At 61.2% G+C, this 21,260-nt stretch carries 17 protein-coding genes and 1 pseudogene; 8 read left to right on the forward strand and 10 right to left on the reverse strand.

The features are described 5' to 3' along the window. Positions 1 to 4: 4 nt before the first annotated feature. From ACFRFQ_RS11155 to ACFRFQ_RS11165, 3 genes and pseudogenes are all read right to left on the reverse strand, one after another. Positions 5 to 1,708 (reverse strand): zinc ribbon domain-containing protein, encoded by a 1,704-nt coding sequence (locus tag ACFRFQ_RS11155; RefSeq protein ID WP_378656861.1) that lies wholly within the window; start codon positions 1,706 to 1,708, stop codon positions 5 to 7. A gap of 14 nt (positions 1,709 to 1,722) precedes the next feature. Continuing rightward, positions 1,723 to 3,069 (reverse strand): cytochrome P450, encoded by a 1,347-nt coding sequence (locus ACFRFQ_RS11160; protein WP_378656864.1) that lies wholly within the window; start codon positions 3,067 to 3,069, stop codon positions 1,723 to 1,725. 59 nt (positions 3,070 to 3,128) lie between these two features. Further along, positions 3,129 to 3,314: pseudogene (locus ACFRFQ_RS11165) on the reverse strand (ferredoxin); the annotation flags it as partial. 451 nt (positions 3,315 to 3,765) lie between these two features. Here ACFRFQ_RS11165 and ACFRFQ_RS11170 point away from each other — a divergent pair. Together ACFRFQ_RS11170 and ACFRFQ_RS11175 are read left to right on the forward strand one after the other, a co-directional pair. Next, positions 3,766 to 5,256 (forward strand): aldehyde dehydrogenase family protein, encoded by a 1,491-nt coding sequence (locus ACFRFQ_RS11170; RefSeq protein ID WP_378656867.1) that lies wholly within the window; start codon positions 3,766 to 3,768, stop codon positions 5,254 to 5,256. Beyond that, positions 5,253 to 6,458 (forward strand): CaiB/BaiF CoA transferase family protein, encoded by a 1,206-nt coding sequence (locus ACFRFQ_RS11175; RefSeq protein ID WP_378656870.1) that lies wholly within the window; start codon positions 5,253 to 5,255, stop codon positions 6,456 to 6,458. Before ACFRFQ_RS11170 ends, ACFRFQ_RS11175 begins: the two co-directional genes overlap by 4 nt. Positions 6,459 to 6,534: 76 nt before the next feature. On the opposite strand, the gene ACFRFQ_RS11180 is transcribed toward ACFRFQ_RS11175, so the two are convergent. After that, entirely contained in the window at positions 6,535 to 6,894 is a 360-nt protein-coding gene (locus ACFRFQ_RS11180) for a hypothetical protein (protein ID WP_378656872.1), read from the reverse strand. A gap of 2 nt (positions 6,895 to 6,896) precedes the next feature. Then, complete coding sequence (locus tag ACFRFQ_RS11185; protein WP_378656875.1) at positions 6,897 to 8,048, reverse strand: Rieske 2Fe-2S domain-containing protein; 1,152 nt, start codon at positions 8,046 to 8,048, stop codon at positions 6,897 to 6,899. Between the two features lie 194 nt (positions 8,049 to 8,242). On the opposite strand from ACFRFQ_RS11185, the gene hsaA reads away from it, so the two are divergent. The 4 genes from hsaA to hsaB are packed head-to-tail and all read left to right on the forward strand — an operon-like array spanning position 8,243 to position 11,767. Next, entirely contained in the window at positions 8,243 to 9,418 is a 1,176-nt protein-coding gene (hsaA, locus tag ACFRFQ_RS11190) for a 3-hydroxy-9,10-secoandrosta-1,3,5(10)-triene-9,17-dione monooxygenase oxygenase subunit (protein WP_033232672.1), read from the forward strand. Between the two features lie 11 nt (positions 9,419 to 9,429). Beyond that, a complete protein-coding gene (gene hsaD, locus ACFRFQ_RS11195) occupies positions 9,430 to 10,308 on the forward strand; it encodes a 4,5:9,10-diseco-3-hydroxy-5,9,17-trioxoandrosta-1(10),2-diene-4-oate hydrolase (RefSeq protein ID WP_219110738.1) in 879 nt (292 codons plus the stop codon). Then, positions 10,308 to 11,210, forward strand: coding sequence for an iron-dependent extradiol dioxygenase HsaC (hsaC, locus tag ACFRFQ_RS11200; protein ID WP_378656879.1), 903 nt, complete (start codon positions 10,308 to 10,310; stop codon positions 11,208 to 11,210). Before hsaD ends, hsaC begins: the two co-directional genes overlap by 1 nt. Then, a complete protein-coding gene (hsaB, locus tag ACFRFQ_RS11205; RefSeq protein ID WP_033232457.1) occupies positions 11,207 to 11,767 on the forward strand; it encodes a 3-hydroxy-9,10-secoandrosta-1,3,5(10)-triene-9,17-dione monooxygenase reductase subunit in 561 nt (186 codons plus the stop codon). Before hsaC ends, hsaB begins: the two co-directional genes overlap by 4 nt. A 4-nt stretch (positions 11,768 to 11,771) precedes the next feature. Here hsaB and ACFRFQ_RS11210 read toward each other — a convergent pair whose 3' ends face one another. Together ACFRFQ_RS11210 and ACFRFQ_RS11215 are read right to left on the reverse strand one after the other, a co-directional pair. Beyond that, entirely contained in the window at positions 11,772 to 12,578 is an 807-nt protein-coding gene (locus ACFRFQ_RS11210) for an Abi-alpha family protein (protein WP_378656883.1), read from the reverse strand. Between the two features lie 2 nt (positions 12,579 to 12,580). Continuing rightward, on the reverse strand, positions 12,581 to 13,855 hold the full coding sequence (locus ACFRFQ_RS11215; RefSeq protein WP_378656886.1) for a DUF445 domain-containing protein: 1,275 nt from the start codon (positions 13,853 to 13,855) through the stop codon (positions 12,581 to 12,583). Positions 13,856 to 14,184: 329 nt separating this feature from the next. On the opposite strand from ACFRFQ_RS11215, the gene thrS reads away from it, so the two are divergent. Continuing rightward, positions 14,185 to 15,405 carry a threonine--tRNA ligase gene (gene thrS / locus ACFRFQ_RS11220; RefSeq protein WP_378656888.1) on the forward strand — a complete coding sequence of 407 codons (1,221 nt, stop codon included), beginning with the start codon at positions 14,185 to 14,187 and terminating at the stop codon, positions 15,403 to 15,405. 20 nt (positions 15,406 to 15,425) lie between these two features. Here thrS and ACFRFQ_RS11225 read toward each other — a convergent pair whose 3' ends face one another. After that, positions 15,426 to 15,872, reverse strand: coding sequence for a MarR family winged helix-turn-helix transcriptional regulator (locus ACFRFQ_RS11225; RefSeq protein ID WP_378656891.1), 447 nt, complete (start codon positions 15,870 to 15,872; stop codon positions 15,426 to 15,428). Positions 15,873 to 16,015: 143 nt separating this feature from the next. On the opposite strand from ACFRFQ_RS11225, the gene ACFRFQ_RS11230 reads away from it, so the two are divergent. Beyond that, on the forward strand, positions 16,016 to 17,212 hold the full coding sequence (locus ACFRFQ_RS11230) for an MFS transporter (RefSeq protein ID WP_378656894.1): 1,197 nt from the start codon (positions 16,016 to 16,018) through the stop codon (positions 17,210 to 17,212). A gap of 117 nt (positions 17,213 to 17,329) precedes the next feature. Here the strand turns inward: ACFRFQ_RS11230 and ACFRFQ_RS11235 are convergent, their stop codons facing one another. Further along, a complete protein-coding gene (locus ACFRFQ_RS11235) occupies positions 17,330 to 19,387 on the reverse strand; it encodes a neutral/alkaline ceramidase (protein ID WP_378656897.1) in 2,058 nt (685 codons plus the stop codon). 232 nt (positions 19,388 to 19,619) lie between these two features. Beyond that, positions 19,620 to 20,666, reverse strand: a complete 1,047-nt coding sequence (locus ACFRFQ_RS11240; RefSeq protein WP_378656900.1) for a transglycosylase family protein — start codon at positions 20,664 to 20,666, stop codon at positions 19,620 to 19,622. Positions 20,667 to 21,260: the final 594 nt, after the last annotated feature.

Here is a 21,260-nt window from a genome sequence, read left to right on the forward strand (position 1 = left end):
TTCACTATCGATCCGTTCGGAGAAGCATTGCGCCGCCGGGGGACAGGCCACCCGTCGCCGCGACGGCAACCTTGGCTCCGACGACCTGACGGTCACCGGCTTCGCCGCGCAACTGCGTGACCGCTTCGTGAATCAGCCCCATGCCGTGGGTGCGACCGTGTGAGAGTTGTCCACCGTGTGTGTTGAGTGGGATCACTCCGTCGCGGGCGATGTTGTGGCCGCCGTCGAGGAAATCCTTTGCTTCGCCGATGCCGCAGAAGCCCAGCGCTTCGATCCAGGACAGGCAGTTGAACGAGAATCCGTCATAGAGCTGTGCGACGTCGACATCGCTGGGGCGCAGAGTCGTTCGTGTCCACAGGTGGGCAGCTGGGCCGAGAACCTGAGGCTCGTGCGTCAGTGTGCTCTGGTCCCATTCGATACGTTCGACGATCTGCGTGCCGACAGCTTCGACGAGTACCGGTGGTTTGGCAAGATCGTGTGCCGCGTCGATGGCGGACACGATCACCGCGACCGAAGCGTCGCACGGTACGTCGCAGTCGTAGAGGCCGAACGGTGTAGTGATGGTGCGGGCCGAGAGGTAGTCGTCCATCGTCATCGGGTCGCGATAGATCGCGCTCGGATTGAGTGCGGCATTTGCTCGCTGATTCAGCGCAATCCAACCCAGGGTTTCACGGGTTGTGCCGTACCTGTGGAAGTGCCGCTGCGCGTTCTGAGCGAGAGTGTGCGCCGCGGAGGTCGCTCCGAACGGGAACATCCAGCTCGGTGTGCGACTCGGTGCGGGTGGGCTGATCTCCCCCAGCCGCATCAGTTCGTTGTGAGTGGCTTCCCAGACAGTTCGGTAGCACAGCACATGGCGGGCAAGGCCGCTGGCGACGGCCATCATCGCCGCGATCACCGAGCCGCTGGGCCCGAAGGTTTCGATACCACCGTTATGCCAGGTAGGCCGGATCCCGAGAGCTGCCTCGACACCCGTCACGCCGCCACCCTCGCCGAACCCGCCCACCGGTCCGGCACCGGGATAGCTTGCGAGGCCGTCGATGTCGTCCATTGTGAGACCGGCGTCGGCAACAGCACGCTCGCACGCCTGCACCGTCAGCTCCATGGGGGAGAGCATCAAGCGTCGGCCGATCTCGGACATGCCGATGCCGGTGAGTGCCGCCTTGTCCTCGAACTTCACAGTGGTGGACATCGGCCGTACACGTCGCCGGATCTCCTCCGGATCGCTCTCGGCCTGCGGCAGCGGTGCGGGTTCAGGTTGCTCGGCCGTCGGCCGGAACAACGGGAGCCATACATCCCCGTCCTGATGGAAGACGACCTCCATCCGCATGCCCAGTACGAGTTCTGCCGGATCGAACTCGATCACATTGGTAGTCAATCGAACTCGCGGATCGTCTTCGAGTGCTACCTGGGCCACCACGTAGGGTGCCGGAAGCCCCGGCATGCTGAAGCGCTCGTTGACCGTGAATCCGATGAGTGTGGCGTAACCCGAGACCACGCGCACGCCCATCTGATGTGAACGGCAGTACCTGCAGACCGGCTGCGGCGGATGGATCAGAGCCGAACAGGACTCACACTCCTGTACCCGCAGCCGGCCATCCGCGCCGGACGTCCAGTAGAACCGGTTTTGGCGGGTCACAAGGGGAAGAGGACGCCCCGACTCGGCTACCGTGTTCTCGTTTACCGGATCGACTACCGCGGAATCAGTCACTTACTTCAGTTTCCTTACTTCTGGGCCGTGATCGGTGCGGCGAGTCCTTGCTCGTCGACGATCAGTTGGATTTTCTCCAGGGTCTCGTCGAGGCCGGCGCCGAGACGCGGGCCCGGCGTGAAGGTCGCGGGGAGATGACGCATGCCCTGGATGACACCGATGGAGTCGTAGTGCACAGTGCCTTCGGGATCGCAGGTGAAGTCCGGCATCCGGTCGAAGACTGCGACGAGCATGCGCTTGAACACCGTTCGGGCCAGGTTCGAGCCGATGCAACGGTGTACTCCCAGACCGAAACTGAAGTGACGGTTGGCTGTCCGCTCGAGGTCGACGGTGTTCGGATCGTCGAAGAGTTCGGGATCGCGGTTGGCCATTGCCCAGGAGAGCCACAATCGATCGCCCTCTTTGAACTCGACGCCGCCCAGTTCGCCGTCGGCGGAGAAGGTACGGCCGTCGCCCGGTGTCGGGCAGAAGAATCGGAGAAATTCTTCGGTTGCCGAGTCCAGCATCGTGTCGCGTTCCCGGCTGAGGATCTCACGCTGATCCGGGTTCTGTGACAGCCATTCGAGTGCGTGCGAGGTGAGTGCCGTTGTCGTATCGAACCCGCCGCCGATGAGCAGGCTCAGGACGCCGAGGAGTTCGAGATCGTCCGGCTTCTCGCCGTTGACGGTGGCGCGGGCAATCGCGTCGACCATGCCGGGGCGTGGGTTCTCGCGGATCTGATGGAGATTGGTGAGGAGGTCCAAGCCCATGGCGCGGTGGAGTTCACCGATTCGTGCGATATCGGGTGAGTCCGGTGGTGTGTACATGGCCGCGTGTACCGGCTCGCAGTAGACGGACCATTTGACGACGGGTATTCCCAGCATCGCCAGTGTGATGACGGCCGGGACGATGTTTGCCAGATCGTCGATGAAGTCGATCTTGCCGGACTCGATCTTCTCGTCGAGGCTGGCGCGGATCACCTCGTCGATGAGCGGAACCCACTTCTTGATGGCAGCGGGAGACAGGTAAGGGTTCAGAACCGCGCGAAATTCGCGATGTTCGGGGTCGTCCATTTCCAGGATGCCACCGCGGACGCCGGATGCACGCTCGGCCGTCGGGATCATGATTCCCTTGTAGCCGCGGCGAACTCCCTTCAGGTCGTGGTCATTCGAGATGTCAGCGGACCGAGCGAGAGCGAACACCTCGTCACCGCCTGCGGCAACCCAGTGCCCGCCGTGGGTATCGGACCAGGCCATCGGACACTTCGAGTGCATTTCCTGGGTGATGTCGAGGAAGTTGTCGCGATAGTTTGCTGCGTGCCGGTCGAACTGGAATACGGGCTTTTCGTGATTGTCCTGTGCTGACGCGTTGTCGATGCTCATGGAGCTGTCCTCTCGGGCGTCTTGACGTCGGAGTTCTCGGACGCGGGGTTGCTCGCGAAGATGGTGATGGCCTGCTCCGGGCAGGAATGGGCAGCTTCCCGCACCTTGTCCTCGAGGTCGGTGGGAACGTCACCTTCGATGGCCGTGGCGTGGCCGTCGATGTCGCTCAGTTCGAACACATCCGGTGCTGCCATCGCACACAGTGTGTGCCCTTGGCACAGTTCTGGGTCGACCTTCACCTTCACAATATTCCTCCTGTTTGCACGTGAATCATTTTGTTATTCAGGCTGTTTCGATGAGTTTGAACGGTGAACGGCCGGTAGTGCGATTGTCGATCGGGCGGAGGTCGACGACGATGGAAAATGGTCGCTCGACGTGTCGTGCCCCTTGCCCGGAATAGGTTTGGGAAAGGGAATGGGGTCTGAGTGCGTGCCTCGCCGACAACGGGGCTGCCGTTGTAACAGGCGACGGTTGGAGTGGATCATTCTGGTTCACAAGAATCTCCAATTCAATTTTGGAGAATCCTACTCTCGCTCCGGCGAGCCCGCAAGATCCCATGTCGAGACTGCTCAGGTGCGATGCAACCTTGCGGCGGGGGGGTATGCGTACGACTTCACAGTTGATACATTCACATCACCAGGATGCAATATTCTCGAATATGAGAACTCTATTTTCATACTTTAGTGAGGAGAACGGATGTCATCTCAGGAAACGGTATCGGCCGGCGAGGGCACCACCGTGCTGGATGTCGATCGGCGCCTGCTCATCGACGGAAAGCTCGTGACAACGGAGCAGACGTTTGCGTCGATCAATCCCGCTACCGGTGAGATCCTCGGTTACGCGCCGAACGCAGGCGTCGCGGAGGCAGAAGCCGCTATTGCAGCGGCGCGCAAGGCATTCGACACCACCAGTTGGGCAACCGATGTGGAATTCCGCATCAAGTGCCTCGACCAGCTGCACCAGGCAATGCTCGACAATCTCGAAGAGTTCCGCGCTCTGACGATCGCGGAGGTCGGTGCCACCTACCTCAATACGCAGGGCAACCAGCTCGAAGCACCCATCGGGATCATCCGCTACTACGCCGATCTGCTGCGCACCTACCCGCTGACCGAACAGCTCGGCGAAGTAGACATCAAGGGGCAGAAGCACAATCGTTGGATCGAGAAGGAAGCCGCCGGCGTAGTTTCCGCGATCATCGCGTACAACTACCCGAACCAACTTGCGTTCGCCAAACTGATTCCGTCGCTCGCCGCCGGTTGCACGATCGTCCTCAAGGGCGCTCCGGACACACCGCTCATCACGTTGGCTCTGGGCGAACTGATCGCCAACCACACCGATATTCCGGCCGGCGTGGTCAACGTGCTGTCGTCGGCCGACGTGGAGACCGGCAAGATTATGACGACCCATCCTGACGTGGACGTGGTCACCTTCACCGGTTCGACACCCGTCGGCGCGTCGATCATGGCCGCAGCAAGCGCGAGTCTCAAGAAGGTCTTCCTCGAGCTCGGTGGTAAGTCGGCACTGATCGTGCTCGAGGATGCAGACTTCGGCACAGTCGCACAGTTCGCGGCGTTCTCCATCTGCTCCAACACCGGTCAGGGCTGTGCGCTCACCACCCGGCTTCTTGTGCCGCGGGCACATCATGACGAGATCGTGGCCAAGGTGGCCGGCATGATGGCGCACGTCCCGTTCGGGGATCCGACCAACCCGAAGATCTACATGGGTCCGCTCATCAGCGAAAAGCAGCGCGACAAGGTGGACGGTTTGGTTCAGCGTGCCGTCGCGGCAGGAGCGACACTCGTGACCGGAGGAACGCGGGTCGATCCCGGCTACTTCTACACGCCGACCCTGCTGGCAAATGTGGACCCGGACAGCGAAATTGCGCAGGAGGAGGTCTTCGGACCAGTGCTCGCAGTCATCCCGTTCGATGACGACGATCATGCCGTGGAGATCGCCAACAACTCGAAGTACGGACTCTCCGGTGGCGTGCTGGGTGCCGACGACGAAAGGGCGATTGCCATCGGCCGTCGTATCCGCACCGGAACCTTCAGCGTCAACGGCGGCAACTACTTCACCCCCGATGTTCCGTTCGGTGGGTACAAGCAGTCGGGTATCGGCCGTGAGATGGGTACCGCCGGACTGGAGGAGTTCCTGCAGACCAAGGCTTTTGCGACGGTGGTCAAGTGAAGCCTCTCGAGGGAATCCGCGTTCTCGAGGTCGCGATGTACGGTTTTGTTCCGTCGGCGGGTGCAGTGCTCGCCGATTGGGGCGCCGAGGTCATCAAGGTGGAACACGCCGTCACCGGTGATCCGCAGCGAGGACTTCGCCAGGTCGGTGCGTTGAAGGTCGAGGGTGACCCGAACCCCAACGTCGAGCACGCCAACCGAGGCAAGCGCAGTATCGGCATCGACATGGGAACTGACGAGGGTAAAGAGGTGTTGGATGCGCTGATTCGCACAGCAGACGTATTCCTCACGAGTTTCCTGCCCCAGGCTCGGACCAAGTTCGGGATCGACGTCGACGACGTTCGTGCCGTGAACCCGAAGATCGTCTATGCCCGTGGCAGCGCGCTCGGACCCCGCGGTGTCGAGTCGGACAAGGGTGGGTACGACATGACGGCCTTCTGGGCCAGAGCCGGAATCGCCGCTACCCTCACGCCTCCCGGGGTGGACGGAATGATCACTCCACCAGGACCGGCTTTCGGTGACACGATCTCCGGCACGAACCTTGCCGGAGGTGTTGCGGCAGCACTGCTCAAGCGAGAACGTACTGGCGAGCCCTCAATCGTCGACGTCTCGCTCCTGGGGAGCGGTGTGTGGTCCATGGGACACGGAATCGCGTTGTCGGCGCATCTGAATCAAGCCATGGTGGCGCCGGTGCCGGGTGGTCATGGCGCACTGACCAATCCGCTGTCGGGGCTGTATCGCACGGCTGACGGACGCTTCCTCTCGTTCGTGATGCTTCAGCCTGGCAAGTACTGGGCCGATGTGTGCCGCCACATCGATCGCCTCGACCTCATAGACGACCCTCGTTTTGTCGACTCCAAACAGATTGCCGCCAATACCGAAGCGGCAGTAGATATTCTGCGTGACGTCCTGGGGAGCCGGACGCTCGCAGAATGGTCGGAGAAGTTTGCCACGCTGGCCGGTCCGTGGGCACCTGTACAAGACTCGTTGCAAGTGTCGAGCGACGCGCAGGTTCTGGCCAACGAATATCTACTCAAGGCCGGTGAACTCGAACTGGCCGCCAACCCGGTGCAGTTCGACGTCACCGCACCGGAACTCACTGCAGGACCGGAGTTCGCTGCTCACACGGACGAAATCCTGACCGAGTTGGGCTTCGACTGGGAACGTGTCATCGCATTCAAGATTGCGGGCGCAGTTACCTAGGCAGTGTTACCTCACCTGACAACTGAGGGCCGACCCATTTGGGGTCGGCCCTCAGTGCATTCTCGGTTCTCGGTGCTCAGCTGTTCTCGGCGTCGCGAACCGTAATTGTGCCGTCCATGACGGCGGCGGCGATGCTGTCATGGAGCATCGGGCAGCCGTCCTTGAGTGCCGATTTCTGCCCGGACGCGATGGCGTCCTTGAAGGTGTGGCACCGAAGTGCCGGGTCGGACGTCCACTGAATACTGGTGTGCTTGTACGTGTTCTTGCGAACCAGTACGCACGCGCCACACGCCTTGCAGTCGACTTCCTGCAACCCCGAGTCGAGATACTCGTGCTTGTCCTCGACGGTCTGGGCTTCGATGACGCCCCGCCGCTCCGGTTGGCCGGCAAAGTCCGGAGCCTTGGCCCAACGGAGGTCACGGATCGAGGCGCTCACGATTAAACCTCTGCTTCCTTCTTTGCAGCGGCTTCCTTCTCGGCCTTCTGGCGAGCGAGATTTTCCTCGACCTCGATGTGCCAGGCTTCGTTGGCCTTGGTGGTGTCCACTTCGAATTCGAAGCGCTGCGTCATCTTCTCGGTAACGTCTGCCTTGTCGACGTAGAACTGCTCGTACCAGCGCCGCAATTGGTAGACGGGGCCATCCTCCTCGCAGAGGAGCGGATTTTCGATCTTGGTCTTGTTCTTCCAGATCGCGACGTCCTGAAGGAAGCCCTCGCTGATGCCTTCGGTGAACTTGCCGGCCAACTTGTCGGCCATTTCATCGGAGACGCCCGTCGGCTTCTTGACTGTCACGCCCCACTGCAGCACGAATGAGTCCGGGCTGATCGGGTAGTGGCAGTTGATCAGGACGCTTTCGACCTCGTACCCGCTGTAGCTGTTCCACAGAGGATTGACCATGTACGACGGTCCGTAATACGCAGCCTCGGAGCGAAGCAGTGTGTCGCCGCCGTACTGAGAGGCCATTCCGATGTCGGGGCGTCCCGTGGTGTTGAGATACTGAGTGGCGATCTCACCTTCGAAGACGTTCTTGAAGTACGTCGGGAAGGCGTAGTGGATGTAGTAGAAGTGCGCCATGTCCACGACGTTGTCGATGATCTCGCGGCAGTTGGAACCCTCGATGACCATGGAGTTCCAGGTCCAATCGGTCCACTCGTCGCTGTACGCGCCCTCGATGCGCGGGATCACGATCTCCTCGGGCGGGGGATTGCCCTCGGGGTCGTTCCAGACGAAGAGTTGAGCGTTCTGCTCGAGTGTGTGCCAAGCCCGGGTACGGGCGAGTGGGGGCACGCGGCGTGCGTAGGGAATGCCGGTGCACTTTCCGTTTCCGCCCCAGCGCCAATCATGGAACGGGCATGCGACGGAATCGCCTTTGACCTCGCCTTGGGTGAGGTCACCGCCCATATGCCGGCAGTACCCGTCGAGAACTTTGATATCGCCCTTGCTGTCGGCGAACACCACGAGTTTGGTGCCGAAAGCCTCGATCGCGTGCGGTTTGCCGTCCTTGAAGGTCTTCAGAAGACCTAGGCAATGCCATCCACGCGCGAACCGTGTCTGCACCGTTCCCACGTCGATCTCGCGAATCTGCGCCATAGTGACCTCACATCCCTTCTACCTGTTAGTAGAACACGTTATAGAACGAACTCTGGTTTCGCTAGATTTCCGATGCACTTGTTACAGCATTGCGGCCGTCAACGATGCGATTCCCGACGTCTCGACAGAAAAGAGAACGTGTTCTAGTCTCAAGGTAAGTGAACTATCCGATCGAGACAGACGGGAGCGTCGAAGTGGGTAACCATGACAGCCACGAGGTGATGCAGAAGCTCGACGCATTGTTGCCGGCACTACGTGAGCGGGCGCAGGAGACCGAGGATCTTCGTCGTATCCCTGACGAGTCCGTCAAGGCATTGCAGGAGACCGGTTTCTTCCGTCTACTGCAGCCGAAGCAGTGGGGTGGATACGAAGCCGATCCGGTGCTGTTCTACTCGGCGGTCAAAAAGATCGCCAGCGCCTGCGGATCGACGGGGTGGGTCTCCTCGATCATCGGTGTTCACAACTGGCACTTGGCGCTCTTCTCGCAGCAGGCTCAGGAAGATGTGTGGGGCAAGGACTCTGACGTTCGTATCTCGTCCTCCTATGCGCCCATGGGAATGGGTGAGGTAGTCGAGGGTGGCTACAAGGTAAACGGGGCGTGGGCGTGGTCGTCCGGTTGCGACCATGCAACGTGGGCAGTTCTCGGCGGGCCGGTCTTCAAGGACGGTCGCGCAGTCGATTTCGTCAGCTATCTGATTCCCCGCGAGGACTACCAGATCGACGACGTCTGGAATGTGGTCGGCCTGCGCGGAACCGGCTCGAATACCGTTGTGGTCAAGGATGTCTTTGTTCCTTCGCACCGCGTGCTGAGCTTCCGCGCGATGAGCGAACTGACTGCTCCCGGTCTCGAGAACAACACCGCTCCGGTCTACCGGATGCCGTGGGGCACCATTCATCCCACCACGATTTCGGCCCCGATCGTCGGAATGGCTTACGGCGCTTACGAAGCGCACGTCGAACATCAGGGCAAGCGTGTACGCGCAGCCTTTGCCGGTGAGAAGTCCAAGGACGATCCGTTTGCGAAGGTACGTATCGCTGAGGCGTCCAGCGACATCGACGCAGCCTGGCGTCAGTTGTCCGGCAATGTCGCGGACGAGTACGCGTTGATCCTTGCGGGCGAAGAGGTTCCGATGGAACTGCGTCTGCGCGCTCGACGTGACCAGGTGCGTGCCACGGGTCGCGCAATCGCCTCGATCGACAAACTCTTCGAGAATTCCGGAGCGACCGCACTACAGAACGGCACGCCGATTCAGCGATTCTGGCGCGACGCTCACGCCGGACGCGTCCATGCAGCCAACGATCCCGAGCGCGCATACGTCATGTTCGGAACCGGCGAGTTCGGTCTTCCGATCACCGACACGATGGTCTAGGGGAGGCGTCCGTGACAACCACCGAAGAAGTCTTCACCTACGAATCCACGTCGCGGTTCGCGCAGGTGCGCCCCGACCTGAAATTGCATTTCCACGAAGCCGGCGTCGGCAACGACAAGACCATCGTGCTACTGCACGGCGGTGGTCCGGGTGCCTCGTCGTGGTCGAACTTCGCCCGCAACATTCCGGTGCTGGCAAAGAACTTTCACGTTATCGCGGTAGATCAGCCCGGCTACGGGCAGTCCGACAAGCCGACGGAGCACCCGCAGTATTTCGTGCACAGTGCGTCAGCGCTCAACGATCTCCTGGACACACTCGAGATCACCGGTCGCGTTGATCTGCTGGGTAATTCGCTCGGTGGTGGCGCTGCTGTTCGCTTTGCACTCGACTATCCGGATCGCGCCGGTCGCCTCGTTCTGATGGGCCCCGGCGGTTTGAGTGTCAACCTGTTTGCACCGGACCCCACCGAAGGTGTCAAGAACCTCGGAAAGTTCAGCTACCAGCCGACGCGTGAGAACCTCGAAGCGTTCCTGCGGATCATGGTCTTCGACCAGAAACTGATCACACCCGAACTGGTCGACGAACGCTTTGCCGCAGCCAGCACACCCGAATCGTTGGCGGCAGCCAAGGCAATGGGTAAGTCGTTCTCCAGCGGCGACTTCGAACTCGGCATGCTCTGGCGTGAGGCGTACAAACTGCGCCAGCGAGTGTTGTTGATCTGGGGCCGTGAAGATCGCGTCAACCCGCTCGACGGCGCACTGGTTGCGCTCAAGATGATTCCGCGGGCGCAACTCCATGTGTTCGGCGGTTGCGGACACTGGGCGCAACTCGAGAAGTTCGACGAATTCAACCGGCTCGCAACCGACTTCTTGCTCGACGGAGGTAAGTGATGGGTATTCGATCTCTGGCATACATGCGTATCGGGGCCACCGATATGGGCGCGTGGCGCGAGTACGGACTCAAGGTTCTCGGCATGAGCGAAGGCAAGGGCGTCGATCCCGATTCGTTGTACCTGCGGATGGACGATTTCCCGGCACGCCTGGTCATCGTTCCGAACGAGAAGGATCGTCTGCTCGTCTCCGGTTGGGAGACAGCGAATGCGGCTGAGCTGCAAGATATCCGCGACAGGTTGTCGGCGGCCGGTGTTCCCTTCAAAGAGGGCACGTCGGAGCAGTTGAAGGACCGACGTGTCGTCGAACTGATTGCGTTCGAGGACACGTCGGGGAACTCTCTCGAGGTGTTCCACGGTGTGGCGCTAGAACATCGACGCGTCGTGAGCCCGTACGGACACAAGTTCGTCACGGGAGAGCAGGGCCTCGGCCACGTCGTGCTCACCACTGACGACGACGACGCGTCGTTGCGCTTCTATCGCGACGTCCTCGGATTCAAACTGCGAGATTCGATGCGTCTGCCACCGCAGATGGTCGGCCGGCCAGCAGACGGCGACCCGGCGTGGCTGAGGTTCCTCGGTTGCAACCCGCGTCACCACAGCCTGGCATTCCTGCCGTTCCCCAACCCGACCGGCATCGTGCACCTGATGCTCGAGGTGGAGAACTCCGACGACGTCGGACTGTGCCTCGACCGTGCGCTGCGTAAGAAGGTCAAGATGTCGGCGACGCTCGGGCGCCACGTCAACGACGAAATGCTCTCGTTCTACATGAAGACTCCCGGCGGCTTCGACATCGAATTCGGTTGTGAGGGACGTGAGGTCGAAGACGAGAGTTGGATCGCGCGGGAAAGTACGGCAGTGAGTCTGTGGGGTCACGACTTCACGGTCGGAATGAAGCCGTGAGTGCCCCCGCGCTCGACCCGCGGCAGTTCCGCACGGTCCTGGGTCAGTTCTGTACCGGCGTCACGATCATCACGACGGTCGACGACGGTGTTCCGGTCGGTTTCGCGTGCCAGTCGTTTGCCGCGCTCTCCCTCGACCCACCCCTGGTGTTGTTCTGTCCCACCAAGGGTTCTCGGTCGTGGGCGGCAATCGAGAAGACCGGAAAGTTTGCCGTTAACGTGTTGGCGGAGGAACAGCAATCGGTGTGCGCGCGATTCGGTTCGCGTGAGCCGGACAAGTTTGCCGGTATCGACTGGACACCTTCGCCGTTGGGTTCACCGATCATCGACAAGTCGCTCGCGCACATCGACTGCACGGTGGAAACCGTCCACGACGGCGGCGATCACTTCGTCGTCTTCGGTCGCGTCTCGTCGATGAGTGAGGTCAAGACCGAGCGTCCGCTGCTGTTCTATCGTGGGCAGTACACCGGGATCGAACCGGACAAGACCGTCCCCGCACATTGGCGGGACGATCTCGAGGCGTTCCTGACCACCACGACGGAAGATACCTGGCTGTAGGGGCCTACAAGGAGAAACACGTCTGGCAGAAGTCCTCGCCGAACGGCGTGAGCAGGATGCTCCGACGCACGATCTTGTTGGACCGGCCCGCGCGGCGCACAGCGTCGATCACCGCGGGCTGGACTTCGATGACCTGATATCGCTCCGCTTCGACGGGTTCACGGGAGAACGACACCAGCCCGAGTCGGTGCAGGTTGTTGAGGTAGGCATTGGTGCGATCCAGGTGCCGACACCCGGCGAGATCGCCGATCATCGACAGGCCTTCGTCGATCATTTCCGACCCGACGCCAAAGGGTCGTGCTGTTCGGACGTCGACGCTCGGTTGCGCGCCCGACAACGCGAGTAGACGGAGGATGCGCGCTTCGTCCGGTGCGATCTCGTCGAGGATTCGGTCGTAGGCGGGGTGGAGATCGTCGCGATCGGTGACGTCCGCAGAACGGTCGAGCAGATTGTCGCCGCGCTGGCGCAGGGCTGCAAGCATGGCCTCGGTGCTCTGTTTGCGCGTGGGACGAGCGCGCATGGCCGATCGCAGGTTCTCGGATCGGGAGGGCCCCGCGCTTGCCGGCCGCTTTGTCGAAGGTTGGACGTTGGCTGCTTCGGCGGCTTCTGCTGCCGCGTCGGCTGCGGCCGCGACGATCTGCCGCGTCGCCTCCCGCGCTGTGCCCACTGCCCACCCCGTTATCTTCAGGGACGTGAGTGTGGTGGTGGCAGTCAATCCGACAAGGCTACGAATCAACCGCTTTTCGACGGATTCTTCGGTACCCGTGTCGATATCCCACTCGTACGTGGGTTCTTCGCGCTGCTCACTCATTCTCATACTCCGAAAATCGCGAGGTGCAGGAAACCGGCCAACGAGCCGAGTACCGCTCCGTGGACGAACAACAACCATTCATCTTGTTTGACGGCAGATCTCAGTAGTTCGCTGAAGTCTTCCGGTGACAGTTTGTTCATTTGCGCCGTGACGAATATTCGGATCTTCTCGGACTGGCTTTCGGCGAAAGCCGCGTCCTCGAATACTCGCGGAACGAGGTCGAGCACTTCGGTTGTCGCGAGGCTCGGCAAGCGTCGGTAGCTCTGTGAGCCGACGGTCATCTTCACGACGGATCGAGCCCATCCGACGGCGTCGTCGACGGATTCACGCAGTACTTGATCGAGCATTCGGCGGGTTCGGTCCGAGCGTGGACCTTCGAGAAGTTCGGTGCCGATGTTCTCGAGTGTTATGACGTGATCGGCGAGAGTTTTTGCGTAGCCCTCGATGATCTCAGTGCGTCGTTTGAGGAAAAGGCCTTGCCGCCACGGTACCCATCGGCTGGGCGCGATGGGCTCGAAGATCATCTTGATTCCGAGGTAGTTGACGATGTAGCCGATGATGACGCCGCCGATGGGAAGAATCCACCAGTACGGCAGGAAGTGCAGTACGGCCACGAGGACGAACCCCATCGGAAACCCGAAGTAGAAACCGAAGTTCTGCATGAATCGCAGTTCTTTGTTTCCCATGGTCCGGAAAATGTCGTTGAGCAGTTTCGGGTGCGACGACAGGTATCTGATCACCATAAGTTTGGCGTCGATGAATTCGTCGATGTCCTCTTCGATGCGGTCCGTGATGGTGCGGACGCTGGCCGGCAGATCTTCCTCGACTTTCCGGAAGACAGCTTCTTTCACCGGATTCGGAAGGTTGTGCCAGAGCTGAGGATTCTCGGCGGTCATGACTCTGGTGACCACACCGCGGACTTCGCTTCGCGAGATGGTGACCAGATGTTCGGCGATGCTGTCCGGATCGAGTTCACGGTAGAAGTCGGCGATACTGCCAACTTTCGCCAACGATTTGTCCACTGCGATCGACGCCATTTTCTCGGCGCGAGAGGGCACAATTCCTTGCCAACCGAACCGGCCGTCGCTGGTGATTGCCGGGATGACCTGGACTCGGCGCGGGAGTAGTGGAAAGAGGATCTTGAGGCCGGGAACTTTGATTCCGTGGAATTCGAGGGGGGCGAAGAGCATCAGAACGCCCGACCAATTGGTGATGTACCCGATGATTCCCGTGAACAAAGGAATGGTGATCAACTGTTCGAGCAAGTGGTCCGGCACCGTCGCCCATCCTCCTCATATCCGAGAACCTCACGTTCGGACATGATTGCCGAAACTTCGCTCTTCGTGGGTGTTTCGTTGGCTACTGCTGCGCCTTCCCAGTTGCGTCAGCATAGAGCCCCGACAATCCGGGCTGTCGGCGGGTCGGAAGTTAATGTAACCTGACGTACATGGTCAGTATTGCGCACAACACGACGACGCCGGTTTCCTTCCGGCGCATCGTTTAGCAACTGCTGACCGAACCCTTTCAGCCCCGGGAGTTATCGCCCCGGGGTTTTTCTGTTTCTTCGCTCCGCGTGCGACTCCCTTGAACGATGTGGAGATCACTCATGAGCGTTGACCACCGCGAACTCGGACGCGAACTGGAATTTTTCGCCACTACCCCGATCGTCGGGGCGGGCCTTCCACTCTGGCTGCCGGACGGTGCGATCATCAGATCGGAACTCGAGAAGTTCGCCGCCGAGCAAGCCGCACGATCCGGTTGCCGAGGCGTCTATACCCCGGTGATGGCGAAGAAGGAGTTATACGATAAATCGGGGCACTGGTCCAAGTTCTCGGCAGACATGTTCCCCGAAATGAAGATCGGTGGGGAATCTTTTCTCCTCCGTCCCGCTAACTGTCCTCATCACGCCCAGGTATTCGCCGCGCGTGGCCGTAGTTATCGTGAGCTACCGTTCCGCGTTCGTGAACTCGGCTCGATGTTCCGAAGCGAACTCTCCGGTGTTCTCAGCGGATTGAACCGCGTCAGGCAGATCAATCTCGACGACGCGCATGTCTTCTGCAGTACCGAACAGGTGCGAGCGGAAGTGATCGTCGCACTCGACGCGATCGAGGGTTGCTACTCGACTCTGGGGATTACCGAACGGGAATACCGACTCTCGATCAGAGGAGCAGCGGGGCAATACCTCGGTACCGACGAGCAGTGGGCCGATGCCGAGGACCAACTGCGCGGAGCACTGAATGCACGCTCGATCGAATATGTGGAAGCGAAGGGCGAGGCAGCGTTCTACGGGCCCAAGATCGACGTCCAAGTGCGAGACGCGCACGGCCGGGAGGAAACACTCTCGACCGTTCAGCTCGACTTCAATCAACCGGAGCGGTTCGAACTCGAGTACACCACGGAAGACGGATCCAAGGCTCGTCCCGTCATGATCCACCGCGGCTTGCTCGGGTCGATGGAACGGATGACCGCGCTCTTGATCGAAAGACACGAGGGGCGGATGCCGCCGTGGCTGGCGCCCAACCAGGTGTCGGTTCTGCCAGTCGGCGACCGGCATCAGGAAGCGGCCGAGCGCGTGCGGGCCGATCTCGAGGCTCGCGATGTTCGAGTGGCGATTGCGCCTGACGGATCGTTGGGACGCCGCATCCGCGAGGCTCGCACTCACCGGGATTCGTACATCGCCGTGATCGGGGACAACGAAGTGCAAGCCGGAACGGTCGACGTGCTGGTCCCAGCGCGGGATGAGCGGGTTGTCGTCGACGCGAAAGTGTTTGTCGATCAGGTGGTCGCGAATATCGACGAGCGTGCCCTGCTTCCGGCGGAGTTCTAGGCGGAGTTCTAGCCGGAGTTCTAGCCGACGGGGAGTTCGTGGAGCGCCCGCACGAGCGGTGCGAGTTCGGGTGTCTTGCATGCCTCGTCGAGGGCGGTCTCGAGGGTGGCGTCGTGCGTCGGGCGTGCGCTTTCGAGAAGTTCGCGTCCGGCAGGCGTCAACTCGGTGTAGATGCCGCGACGGTCGTCGGCGCACAGGATTCGGGTAAGTAATCCACGGTCTTCGAGACGGTTGACCAATCGCGTCGTGGCACTGCTGCTCAGTGCGGCAGCGCGGGCAAGTTGTGCCATGCGCATGTGCCAGCCGTCCTGACGGCTCAGTGCATCGAGGACCGTGTATTCGACGACGGACAGTTTGTGCTCACGCTGGAGAGCGCGCTCCAGTTCGGTATCGAGGGCACCGTGCAGTGCCGCGAGCGTGCGCCACCCTTGCGAACGGATTTCGACGGCGTCGTCGGCGATCCCCATGTGATTCTCCTTGTCCGTTTCCTGCTGCTCCAGGTTACCAGCTTGCGCATGTAGCGCGCGCGTGCAACTATTTATAGCGCGCCTGCAACTACTGCACACGCCCGCTAACGGCTTGCGCGTAAATCTGTGAAAGGAACACCGAGATGCCATTGGGTCTCATTGCCCTCGCTATGGGCGGGTTCGGGATCGGCCTCACCGAATTTGTCATCATGGGTCTGCTGCCCGAGGTCTCCGCCGATTTCGAGGTCACCGAAGCCGTCGCCGGTTACCTGATCTCCGGCTACGCACTCTCCGTCGCGATCGGCGCAATTCTGGTGACGGCGGCAGTCATCCGCTTCGAGCGCAAGAAAGTCCTACTCTCGCTGATGGTTCTGTTCATCATCGGCAACCTGATGTCGGCGCTGGCCCCCACGTACGAGGTGATGATGGGTGGACGCATCGTTGCGGCGCTGTGCCACGGCGCGTTCTTCGGCATCGGATCGGTGGTGGCCGCCGGAATGGTTGCGCCGGACAAGCGTGCAGGCGCTATCGCAATGATGTTCTCCGGATTGACCATTGCCAACGTTCTGGGAGTTCCGTTCGGTACGATGCTCGGCCAACAGTTCGGATGGCGCTCGACCTTCTGGGCGATCACCGCAATCGGCATTGTTGCACTGATCGGGATCGCGGCTCTGGTTCCTACGACGTCGGCCCCAACCGACGGCGGCGGCCTGCGCGGAGAACTCGAGGCCTTCCGCAACAAACAGGTGTGGTTCTCGATCGCCATCACGATTCTCGGGTACGGCGGCATGTTCGGTGCGTTCACCTACATCGCATTCACCCTCACCGAGGTGAGTGGCTTTGCGGCGTCAAGTGTTCCGTGGTTGCTGATCCTTTTTGGTTCCGGTCTGTTTGTCGGCAACGTCGTCGGTGGGAAGGCTGCCGACCGCTCGCTGACCAAATCCTTGGTGTGGATCCTGGCAATTCTGACAGTGGTGCTGATCGTGTTTGCCGCGAGCGCCGAGAGCAAGATCATGACAGTGATCTCCCTGTTCTTCATGGGCGCCTTCGGTTTTGCGACGGTACCCGGACTGCAGATGCGGATCATGAACTACGCGTCGGAGGCACCCACCATGGCGTCGGGTGCCAACATTGCCGCGTTCAATGTCGGAAATGCACTGGGCGCGTGGCTCGGTGGCCTCACCATTGCTGCCGGACTCGGCTTCACCTCGCCGATCTGGATGGGAGCGGTTGTTACCGTTATCGGTTTGGTGGTCCTGGTCGTCGCCGCCAAGATGGACCGCCCGGCGCCGTCAGAGCAGCCGGCACCGACCACCTCGCTGCACCCGACCACCGTGTGAACCCTGCCATCGCGTGAACCACCCCCATCGCGTGAACCCTGCCCTCGCGTGAACCCTGCCATGGCGTGAACGTATCGCTCCCCTTGTCTGAAAAGGGGAGCGATACGTTCACGCGGGTCAGGTGAGGCGGAATTCGGCGCTCACCCCGGAAAACGGCGTGATCGCGCCGCTACCCCGAGCCTTCGACGCGCCGAAGTGTTGGACTCGATACGTACCCGCCGGAGAGTCTGCCGGAACATCCCACGTGATGCGCACGACGGAACCGTTGCTCCCGACCCGGCGCCAGTGCAGTTTGGTGGACCAGTCGTTGTCGTCGGCCACGCGCGTCCAGGATCCGCCGGTATCGCGCTGGATCTCGTAGAAGGTCCCGTTTCGGTGAGTGTCGTTCTTGGGGTGGCCGGTGACGAACTCGACGGCAACCTGCCCGCCTGGTGAGCTGTCGCCAGGCTGGACGGTCGCATCGCCGAATTGTGTTCCAGGCAAAGGTTCGTCGAAGTCGACGCCAGGTCCGAAGCTGGGTTGGAACCCGGACAGGTCGGCCGGCGCGGGGCCGCGAGGAGGTTCGGTGCCATCGCGCATCGCGGCTGCGAGGGCGGCATACCCCTGCTGATAGGCCGGCAGTGTGTAACGGCCGAACATCGTCGAACCGCCCTCGTACTGCTGCGAATCGTATTCCTGTGGCGTGGTGCAGTAGCTCGAGTACGAGTTCGCGTATCCCTGGAAGATGACGTTCTCGAGGGGAACCCCAAGCTCCTCGGCGACGGTTCGACGCACTCGTAGGCCGGAGACGATGGTGAATTCCGCAGGGCCGCCGACGATGTAGAACTGTCCGATCCGCAGGATCTGGATCTTCAGCACGTTCGGCACCCATCCGCTCGGTGGCAACAGGCCGACCGGAACGACTACGAGCTTGGGGGCCTGCGCATCCTGAAGCCATTGAGGCACAGGAGCATCCATGCCGCCCAAGGCGTCGATCATGGGGTTTCGGGTGCCCTCGGGGAAGATGGGAATCGCCGGTCCGTCCTCGACGCTTCCGGCGCTCATCGCCGCACCGATCGCGGCCGGAGCGGTGCGGTGCTCGCGCCCGTCCGGGGTGAATCTTCCGCTCACCACCTGATTTGCCATGTCCAGATACATGATCCGGCTGTCCACGCCGCCGGTGATGGTCTCGGCGGCGGAGACAAAGGCGGTTTGAGCTGCCGCCACTTGGCGGAGCCCGATGATGCGCGCATTCTCGAATTCGTCGTCGGTCGGTCCGCGGCCGGGCTCGAGGAAGAGGTTGGGTGACATGTCGCCGCTGTTGGTCTGTGGAAAAGCGGCGATGAAACTGGTGTCGCCGTCGAGGTAACGCACACCCTGGTCGTCGTGCTCCCAGAAGTACGCGGCGGCGCCCTTGTTGTCCCCGGAGATGAGATGGTTCTCGTTAGTGAGCGAGGCGCAATGGGTGGCGAACCAGTTGATCGCTCCGATGTCCTTGCTGCCCCGACTGATCCGCATGACACGCATGTGGTGATCGTTGCCGCCGGGGTAGTAGGCCTTGTCATCTTCGGGATTGAGGTCGAACGCCACTCGCGACCGGTTGACGCTGGCATCGGTGAGATCGGACCGCCCGAAACGGACCGTGCCCGGCGCCAGGTTTGCGTGGGCAGCGCTGATCGCCTCGACCATACCGTTGACCTCGGCTTCGAACACCTGCAGCTCGAATCCGAGAACTGCGAGGTTGTACGCGTAGTTATGCGACGCCCCACCGCACGCCGCGTGTGAATGGACAGCGGTCAGCATGACGTTGCGTTCGGTGTAGGTGTCACCGAATTTCCCGGCCAATCGGCGCAGGACCTCGTCGTGAACGGACTGGAAGATCATGCAGTTGTCGACGCAGACGTAGACGACCCGCGATCCGCCGGACTCGAAGATGAAGGCGCGTGCGCGCATTCGCTGGTGCAGCCCCTCGGCGCGTTGGTCGAAGCTCGAGTAGCCCATCATGCCGACCTCGGCGACCGGCCCGGTCACATCGGAAATTCCGACGCCCACCTGCAGCGAGGACGACGACTTGTCGGTGCGTGCGGGTGAAACGGTGCGTGCCGGCGAAGCTGCGACGGCTTGGCTCGTCGACAGAGCGGCGAGCGCAGGGGCGGCGGCAGCGCCTGCCAATACGGTGCGTCGGGTGATCTGCACGAATGTCCTTTCGGGCGGTCTGACGCGAATTGGTCAACCGTCCAGGAGTGTAGCCCGAGTCACACGCGACCGAAAGGGGTGTGTCGGCGGACACTCGGATCGATGCGGCCTCCCCGAGCGTCATGGCGAGGTCCATCGCGCTCCAACCCCATCGAGCGAACGTACCTTTCGGCGCATCCAAGGCGACGAAAGGTACGTTCGCTCGTTCGGGCAGGGAGCCCCGCCTTCCTGTTTAGAACGTGATCACATCGCCCACGAAAATCCGGTCAGGATCAGTGATCCACGCGTTCATTGCCCAAACCTCTTGCCAGCTCTTTCCTCTCGCTGAAGCAAGGTCGAACAATGTGTCGCCCTCGGATACGGTCACCGTGTCGCCGACCGCCGATTCAACTGGCTGTGGTGCCGGAGCAGCCGACGCGGGTGCAAAGATCGGTGCGGGAGCGACACTCGCCCCGGTGTCGCATGCCCCGGCCGACTTCAGGAATGCGACGGGATCGACGGCACCACCGCTGTGAATGCGGAGATGCAGGTGCGGGCCGGTTGAGCTGCCGGTATTGCCCGTGGCACCGATTTTGTCGCCGACCTCGACGTGGGTGCCTTCACTCACCCATGTTTCGGAAAGGTGGCCCATCTGAATCTGCTCGCCGGTATCGGCTTCGAGCTGGATATAGGTTCCGTATCCGCCAGGATCAAATGGTCCGGCAACCGAGATCGTGCCAGACGTCGGGGCATGGAGAACCGTTCCGACGTTGACTGCGAAGTCCGCTCCATCATGTCCGGCATGGAATCCCTGCGAGATCGCCCCATCGACCGGCCACTCCCAGTTGCATCTGCTGCCACTATGAAGTGCTGCAGGGGCCACTTGGACGGTTTCTCCGGCAGACGGCAGGGTCGATACGTCGCCTGAACCGGGAGTGACACCACTCCAGCCGAGGTGTGCGCCACACACCGGCCACGCACCGATACCCTGAGCGTCGAGGGTTGCCTCCGCTGCCGCGACTTGATCCGCGATCGATGCCAGGTCAGCACGGGCGGGTGCACCGACAGGTTTGTAGGCGTCCCACGTCGACTGTGTGAACTGTAGTCCGCCGTAGAATCCGTTGCCCGTGTTGATGCTCCAGTTTCCGGAACTCTCGCACATGGCTACTTGTGACCAGTCGTGTGCGCTGGCCACACCCGTGTTTGCGAAGGTGCCGATGGCTGTAAGAGCTCCTGCTCCTGCAGCTAGTGCGACAAATCTTCTGGCGCGAGGTCGATGTTGTTTCCTGTGTTTTCCCATGATTTTTCCTTGATTGGGGTCGGCAATCTCGCCGCACGCGTCGGTGAACGGCTGTTGGGCGGCGTTGTTTGCGAGATCGCCTATGCTGGAGAGCGATTCAGGTGAGTTGGCAGCACATGTGTCAACAGCTCTCGCTGTCCGTGGATAATTATGTGGCTGGTGACTGAACCGATCAGGTCAATATCCCTGTTGCAGTGCGAATCTCGTGAAGAGGATGCGTGTCGGGAAATCTGCTGCGTGTCCATTCACTGTCGAGGACGCCGATAGTTCCTTCCGGTCTGGGACCTGAGTGATTCGCGTCCCGTCGGGAGACGCAACTTACCCGGAGCGCCGGGGAGAATCGGTGAGGTGTGGGCAAGTCTCATGGTCACGATTTGTGAGTCACGACAAGGTTGTTGCCTCACGCAGATGGCAACAACGGCCCAATTACCCGGTGGCATACCTATTTTGCGGATCATCGACAAGCTGCAGCGGACCGAACCAAGCCGACCGGTATCACGTATTGATGAGGCAACTGGTCGATGAATTCCACCTGACCGGATTGGTGGCGTTGTCGACGGCAGCAGGTATTCCACTGTGCCAGAAGCTTTCTGA

The organism is Rhodococcus sp. NPDC056743, assembly GCF_042790355.1.
In the GTDB taxonomy this organism is placed as follows: Bacteria; Actinomycetota; Actinomycetes; order Mycobacteriales; family Mycobacteriaceae; genus Rhodococcus_F.

Bases quoted from the DNA above. Each gene is read 5' to 3' on its own strand.
- ACFRFQ_RS11210 (WP_378656883.1), bottom strand. From the start codon at position 12,578: ATGAGTGAGCAGCGCGAAGAACCCACGTACGAGTGGGATATCGACACG.
- ACFRFQ_RS11170 (WP_378656867.1), top strand. From the start codon at position 3,766: ATGTCATCTCAGGAAACGGTATCGGCCGGCGAGGGCACCACCGTGCTG.
- hsaC (WP_378656879.1), top strand. From the start codon at position 10,308: ATGGGTATTCGATCTCTGGCATACATGCGTATCGGGGCCACCGATATG.
- ACFRFQ_RS11160 (WP_378656864.1), bottom strand. From the start codon at position 3,069: ATGAGCATCGACAACGCGTCAGCACAGGACAATCACGAAAAGCCCGTA.
- thrS (WP_378656888.1), top strand. From the start codon at position 14,185: ATGAGCGTTGACCACCGCGAACTCGGACGCGAACTGGAATTTTTCGCC.
- ACFRFQ_RS11225 (WP_378656891.1), bottom strand. From the start codon at position 15,872: ATGGGGATCGCCGACGACGCCGTCGAAATCCGTTCGCAAGGGTGGCGC.
- ACFRFQ_RS11230 (WP_378656894.1), top strand. From the start codon at position 16,016: ATGCCATTGGGTCTCATTGCCCTCGCTATGGGCGGGTTCGGGATCGGC.
- ACFRFQ_RS11240 (WP_378656900.1), bottom strand. From the start codon at position 20,666: ATGGGAAAACACAGGAAACAACATCGACCTCGCGCCAGAAGATTTGTC.
- ACFRFQ_RS11185 (WP_378656875.1), bottom strand. From the start codon at position 8,048: ATGGCGCAGATTCGCGAGATCGACGTGGGAACGGTGCAGACACGGTTC.